Origin of the sequence: Veillonella tobetsuensis (genome assembly GCF_001078375.1) — a bacterium.
Classification (GTDB): domain Bacteria; phylum Bacillota; class Negativicutes; order Veillonellales; family Veillonellaceae; genus Veillonella; species Veillonella tobetsuensis.
The window spans coordinates 221,258-227,331 of the sequence record NZ_BBXI01000014.1 but is presented as its reverse complement, the minus strand read 5'-3'; the positions used below and the strand labels follow the sequence as shown (position 1 = coordinate 227,331).

Here is a 6,074-nt window from a genome sequence, read left to right as displayed (position 1 = left end):
AAAACAAAATGGATGCCTCCTGTAAAATACAGGGAAGCATCCATGTGTTTAGGCTAGTAAATAATATGTGTCCAGGAAAATGGGTACATATCATCATTGAGGGGCTTTTTATTTTGCCTAAAATTGTGTATCTTAGTATAATAGGACTATTAAGATATATATTTGATAAGGGAGTAAATTTTGTTTTATTTAATTGCAATTATTTGGCTTGTACTTGATCAAGTCTCAAAATATTATGTAATGAATCATTTTGTAATAGGTGAATCAGTGTCTGTTATACAAAATGTATTTCATTTAACGTATATTATAAATCGTGGGGCTGCCTTTGGTATGTTAGCAAATCAACGATGGTTCTTTTTGGTAGTCGCTTTTATTTTGATTATTGTGTATGCTATCTATCATCAGAAGGTTAATAGAGGCCCTATTTCCTTGCGCATAGGTAGTGCATTACTTATTTCTGGTGCCATCGGCAATGGCATTGACCGTTATGTATTACATGGTGTGGTTGATTTTTTTGATTTTAGAATTTGGCCTATTTTTAATGTCGCAGATATTGGTATATGTGTCGGTGTTTCATGCATCATATATCATTTGTTAAGAAATGAACATGAGGAGTCATAGATGAACGAATATATTGTATCTTTGGAACAAGAGGGAAAACGTCTTGATGTATTTTTGACTGAAGTAATAGAAGGGTCTCGTAGTTATATCCAAAGTCTTATAAAATCTGGTCATGTTCAGGTCAATGGCAAGGTTGGTAAAGCTAATCTACGCCTTAATGTAGATAGCGTAGTTTCTGTTGAGATTCCTGAACCTGAATCTGTAGAGGTATTGCCTGAGGATATTCCTGTAGATTATCTATATGAGGATCACGATATCATTATTATTAATAAGCCCCGTGGTATGGTGGTACATCCAGCAGTAGGGAATTACTCTGGTACTCTTGTGAATGCCTTATTACATCATTGTAAGGATTTATCCGGTATCAATGGTGAAATTCGCCCTGGTATTGTACATCGCTTAGATAAGGACACTTCTGGTGTAATGATGGCTGCAAAAAATGATGCCGCTCATATTGGTTTGGCAGAGCAGGTGAAAGCCCATAGTGCTAAACGCACGTACTTAGCTCTTGTACAAGGTAATATTGTAGAGGAAAAAGGGATTATTAAGGCACCTATTGGTCGACATCCAAAAGACCGCATGAAGATGGCTGTAGTGTTTGAAAATAGCAAGGACGCTATTACCCATTTTAAAGTGCTTGAACGCTATGGATATCAAACATTAGTAGAATGTGTGTTGGAAACTGGGCGTACACATCAAATTCGTGTTCATTTTGCGCATATTGGGCATCCTGTTGTTAATGACCCATTCTATGGTTATCGTCGCATGGATTTCCCTATAGAAGGGCAAGTGCTTCATTCTCATACCTTGGATATTGTACATCCAATTACAGGAAAAGAGATGCATTTTGAAGCGCCAGTACCTGAGGACTTTCAAAATTGTATCGAGTTTGCTAAGGAATATAGAGAACGTAGATAAGGGATACTACTATGGAAACAAAGCGTATTTTAATGGATGAAGACGCAATTAAACGCGCCATTAGACGTATTGGTCATGAAATCTTAGAACGTAATAAAGGCCTTTCTAATGCTGTTATTGTTGGTATTGAACGACGTGGCGTGATGCTTGCTAAACGATTACAAACAGAAATTCATACTATTGAGGGGCTTCATATTGAATGTGAACCTTTAAATGTGGCCATGTATCGCGATGATCGAGATACGCGTCCAAAGGAAGGAGCTCCATGCTCTATTGATACTACAGAAAAGACCATTATCCTCGTAGATGATGTATTGTATACGGGACGCACAATTAGAGCTGCTTTAAACGCATTGATGACCTCTGGGCGTCCTAAATCGATTCAATTAGCCGTACTAGTTGATCGCGGTCATCGTGAATTACCGATTCGCGCTGATTATGTAGGTAAAAATATTCCTACATCTCACTTGGAAAAGGTACGTGTACAAGTGATGGAATTAGATGGCTGTGATGGCGTGACCATCGAGCAATAATAGATAGTTACATATGAAAAGACTCGGCCTATTACTATAAGTCGAGTCTTTATTTTTATGTTTCAATATATTGTGGGGAATAGTGAAAGTCATCATGACCTGTACGGGCTGTTGGTGCTTTAAACACATAGGCTTGTAAATCCGTAGCTTTCGTATCGATGCAAAGCATTTCTTTTCCACAAATGGATACCATAGAATGAGCTTTTGCCCATTTTTGTATCACAGGGATGCTCGGTGTTTTATGTTTTAACCAGGTGCGTCCCCTTTGATTAAACGCCAATAGACGTGCATATTGTGGACCTAGCATATGTGCTTCTTGTAAAATAGATTTAGTAATATGTAGTGCTGTATAGGCTGCCATGCGGCGCAATCTAGCATAGGTATAACGTTTAGTTTTAATTTCTTCAAGGGCATCGGTCCAATTGGTTTGTCGCATCGCTTGGTACCAACGATATTCAATGCCTTCTGTAAAATCGCCATACCTTTCTAGCTCTACTGTGGATAATAATCGATTGATGCCGTGTAGCATATCTTGATAGCGTTCGTAGTCTACATAGGCACCGCTTTTTATGACTCTATTTACATCATCAATAATTGAGGCTGGAACATATGAATCAATTGCTTTATATTGAATGAGCGCTTCTCTTAAGGCAGTGCCTGATGGAAATTCTTGGCCGTAGGGAAGGAGGGTACTGTGATGTGATGACTGACGTGTAATGGGAACCACAGATAAACCATTAAAATATTGTTGTGCTGCTCGAATATACTCAAGACCTAGTAACGCATTAGGGGCGTTGTTGATAAGTTCACCATTTCGCACATGTTCTGCAATCACTTGGCGTAAAGCAGTACCATAAGATACGCCTGTTCTTACTTGCTGCTGTATGGCATCCTGCCCTTGTTTGGTGTTTAAAAATTCAGCGGCTTCATGAAGTACCGTGTTGTTATTCAGTTCAGAGCCGAAGGAGATGCTGTCGATATGTAAGGCTTTCATAAGACGAATAGCACCGGTACAAAATAGTTCTGCACTGCCTAAGGAATAAACCGTAGGCAATTCGATAACCACATCAGCACCACCATATATAGCCCAACGGGCACGGTCGAATTTACTAAAGTAGGCCGGTTCGCCACGTTGCACAAAGGACCCACTCATAATAGCGATGCGCACTGCATCAGGATGGGTATTGCTTAATGTATGTAATTGATGGGAATGACCGTTGTGAAACGGATTATATTCGCAGATAATACCGATTGCTTTCATATTGAGTCCTTTCATAGGTGTAATTTATATTATTATATAACAAATGAGTGAATTTATATAATTTGTTCTTTGCAGGGAAAATTTTGTGATCTTAGAAACTTTCAACATTCTTATAAGGAATTATAGAATTTATTGTGAAAGTACTAGAATGGTAGGCGGTGTAATGGTATAATTATTTGTGAATTCTGATTTGACGTGAGGTGATTTGATGAAGGTTCAGTGGAAACGTACAGTACAAGCCATCGTATTAGGCACGTCACTACTGGCACTAGCTGGCTGTGGCTCCAATAATGTGATGGATATATATAGCTTTGGTAATCAAGTCATTCGTTCTGGACAATCAGAAGTGACTGTAGCATTGCCATATGAAATGGGAAAAACATCGGAAACCACTAGCGTTGATGGATATCCTATGGATGCATATGGAAGCCTAAGTCAACATATGTTGATTTCTGTGGAGGCTCGTCAAGCAGCCCCTAATAAAGCATTACCAACAGTAGCGGATTTTGTAAATCAAAAGAAATCTGAGTATGCTAAATTAGGTGCTACTGTTAATGTAGAAAACATCGATTTAAATGGTGTTCAAGCACAGCTTATAACCGGTGATTTTTATGTTAACAAAATTAAAACTAGTTTCTCTCAATATGTCTTTGTAGATAAAGGTGTATTGTGGAATATAACCTATAGATATCCAACGGATGATCAAATAGGTGCTGATATCAGCAAACAAATTATGAATAAGATTTACGTTACGCAAAAGAAAGAGGGTTAATCAATGAACGTATTAGTAGTTAACTGCGGCAGTTCCTCCTTGAAATATCAATTACTTGATATGACAACTGAACATGAATTAGCGAAAGGTTTATTTGAAAAGATTGGTGATCAAGACGCTATCTTCACTCATAAACGCCCTAACGCAGACAAATTAGAACGCGTTGAACCAATTTTAAATCATAAAGAAGCATTGCGCATCTTGCTTGACATCTTGGTAGATCCAGAGTTCGGTGTTATTGAATCTATGGATGAAATCGATGCAGTTGGTCACCGTGTAGTACATGGTGGTGAAAAATTCGCTGATTCCGTATTGATTACACCTGCTGTTATGCAAGCATTGGAAGAATGTGCGGCTCTTGCTCCATTGCACAACCCACCAAACATTCAAGGTATCGAAGCTTGCCAATCTATTATGCCAAACGTACCACAAGTTGGCGTATTTGATACTGCATTCCATCAAACAATGCCTAAAGAAGCTTACATGTATGCGCTTCCTTATGAATACTATGAAAACTATGGTATCCGTCGTTACGGTTTCCATGGTACATCCCACAAATATGTTGCACAACGTTGCGCAGAATTAATGGGTAAACACATGTCTGATCTTCGTATTATTACTTGTCACTTGGGTAATGGTTCTTCCGTATCCGCTATCAAAGGTGGTCGTTCCATCGATACTACAATGGGCTTCACTCCATTGTCTGGTTTGATCATGGGTACTCGTACTGGTGATATCGACCCTGCTATCGTTCCATTCTTGATGGATAAAACAGGCATGTCCTATGAAGAAGTCGACAAAGTAATGAACAAAGAGTCCGGCGTATTGGGTATTTCCGGTGTGTCCAATGACTTCCGCGTAATCGAAGAAGCGGCTGCTAATGGACACAAACGCGCTAAATTGGCTCTTAACATGTTCCATTACAAAGTTCGTCGTGTAATCGGTGCTTTCGCTGCTGTTATGGGCGGTGTTGATGCTATCATCTTCACAGCTGGTATTGGCGAAAACGGTATCGGTAACCGCGATGCAATCTGCAATGGTTTAGAATACCTTGGCACACGTATCGACCCTGAACGTAACAATGTTCGTGGTAAAGAACAAGAAATCAGTGCTGAAGGTTCCAAAGTTAAAATCTTCGTAATTCCTACAAACGAAGAAATTATGATTGCTCGTGATACTCAACGCATCACAAGCGCTTTGAAATAATAAAAAGCACATGGGTTATGCCCATTTTAATAGTTAATTAGACTATTTATACAAAGCCTCGTTTATATCTTAGATATAAGCGGGGTTTTTGTAGTTTTTCAGAGATGAATCCTATATAATAAATAGTATGCAGAGTCATTTTTGAAAGGGGTTACGTATGAATATTTTATATAGTGAACAGTCTCAGCGCACCCGTAGTGCGGAGTTATTAGTATTACTCTTTGTTGTTTTGCTAATCGGTGCCATGATATTTACGACCTTTAGAAGCCTTAATGTAGGTCATCTCTTATTAGCTGAATATTTTATCGAGCTAGCCGCACTTGTTGTTATCGTTAAACAGGCCGTTAGTCGCTACACGTATACATTAACAGATACAGAATTTATCATCGAAGAGAATTCCTTTTTTAGAAAGCGTACATTTTCTGTAAAGTATGAGGATATTGATGGTATTTATGCGTATAATCGCGATTTTTTAACGAATTTGCGCTATCGCTATAAGTATAGAAAATGTTCTACCTCTGATGATAGACCGATTTGGTTCATGGTATATTCCATTACTAAAGGAAAAAAGGTTCAATATGGTCGTGTTATGTTGAAAGCAGACGATGCATTCTATGAAACACTTGAACAGTTTGTGCCTAATCGCGTGCGCGTACCAGAAGCAGATGTTATTTTCTATGCTACCGTGCGAGCTGATGCGGCGAAACAAGGCATCGATGTTAAGGAATATTACGAAAGCCTAATTAATAGTGTAGAAGAGTAG

At 38.7% G+C, this 6,074-nt stretch carries 7 protein-coding genes; 6 read left to right on the top strand and 1 reads right to left on the bottom strand.

Annotation, left to right across the window (positions count from 1 at the left end):
• The first annotated feature begins 180 nt into the window (after positions 1-180).
• The 3 genes from lspA to pyrR are packed head-to-tail and all read left to right on the top strand — an operon-like array spanning position 181 to position 2,072.
• Positions 181-621, top strand: a complete 441-nt coding sequence (gene lspA, locus VEI_RS06465; RefSeq protein WP_059363454.1) for a signal peptidase II — start codon at positions 181-183, stop codon at positions 619-621.
• Positions 622-1,539: an RluA family pseudouridine synthase gene (locus VEI_RS06460; RefSeq protein WP_059363452.1), complete on the top strand. Its 918-nt coding sequence runs from the start codon at positions 622-624 to the stop codon at positions 1,537-1,539.
• An 11-nt stretch (positions 1,540-1,550) separates the two neighbouring features.
• Positions 1,551-2,072 (top strand): bifunctional pyr operon transcriptional regulator/uracil phosphoribosyltransferase PyrR, encoded by a 522-nt coding sequence (gene pyrR / locus VEI_RS06455; RefSeq protein ID WP_059363450.1) that lies wholly within the window; start codon positions 1,551-1,553, stop codon positions 2,070-2,072.
• Positions 2,073-2,127: 55 nt separating this feature from the next.
• On the opposite strand, the gene VEI_RS06450 is transcribed toward pyrR, so the two are convergent.
• Positions 2,128-3,333 (bottom strand): tRNA(Met) cytidine acetate ligase, encoded by a 1,206-nt coding sequence (locus tag VEI_RS06450; RefSeq protein ID WP_059363447.1) that lies wholly within the window; start codon positions 3,331-3,333, stop codon positions 2,128-2,130.
• A 208-nt stretch (positions 3,334-3,541) separates the two neighbouring features.
• Between VEI_RS06450 and VEI_RS06445 the strand changes: the two genes are divergently transcribed.
• The 3 genes from VEI_RS06445 to VEI_RS06435 all read left to right on the top strand — a co-directional run bounded on the left by VEI_RS06445 (position 3,542) and on the right by VEI_RS06435 (position 6,074).
• Positions 3,542-4,105, top strand: a complete 564-nt coding sequence (locus tag VEI_RS06445) for a hypothetical protein (RefSeq protein ID WP_059363445.1) — start codon at positions 3,542-3,544, stop codon at positions 4,103-4,105.
• A 3-nt stretch (positions 4,106-4,108) separates the two neighbouring features.
• The gene (locus VEI_RS06440; protein ID WP_059363444.1) at positions 4,109-5,311 is read left to right on the top strand and encodes an acetate/propionate family kinase; all 1,203 of its coding nucleotides are present in this window, start codon (positions 4,109-4,111) and stop codon (positions 5,309-5,311) included.
• Positions 5,312-5,468: 157 nt separating this feature from the next.
• Positions 5,469-6,074, top strand: coding sequence for a hypothetical protein (locus VEI_RS06435; protein ID WP_059363441.1), 606 nt, complete (start codon positions 5,469-5,471; stop codon positions 6,072-6,074).

Bases quoted from the DNA above. Each gene is read 5' to 3' on its own strand.
- pyrR (WP_059363450.1), top strand. From the start codon at position 1,551: ATGGAAACAAAGCGTATTTTAATGGATGAAGACGCAATTAAACGCGCC.
- VEI_RS06460 (WP_059363452.1), top strand. From the start codon at position 622: ATGAACGAATATATTGTATCTTTGGAACAAGAGGGAAAACGTCTTGAT.
- VEI_RS06440 (WP_059363444.1), top strand. From the start codon at position 4,109: ATGAACGTATTAGTAGTTAACTGCGGCAGTTCCTCCTTGAAATATCAA.
- VEI_RS06435 (WP_059363441.1), top strand. From the start codon at position 5,469: ATGAATATTTTATATAGTGAACAGTCTCAGCGCACCCGTAGTGCGGAG.
- VEI_RS06445 (WP_059363445.1), top strand. From the start codon at position 3,542: ATGAAGGTTCAGTGGAAACGTACAGTACAAGCCATCGTATTAGGCACG.
- VEI_RS06450 (WP_059363447.1), bottom strand. From the start codon at position 3,333: ATGAAAGCAATCGGTATTATCTGCGAATATAATCCGTTTCACAACGGT.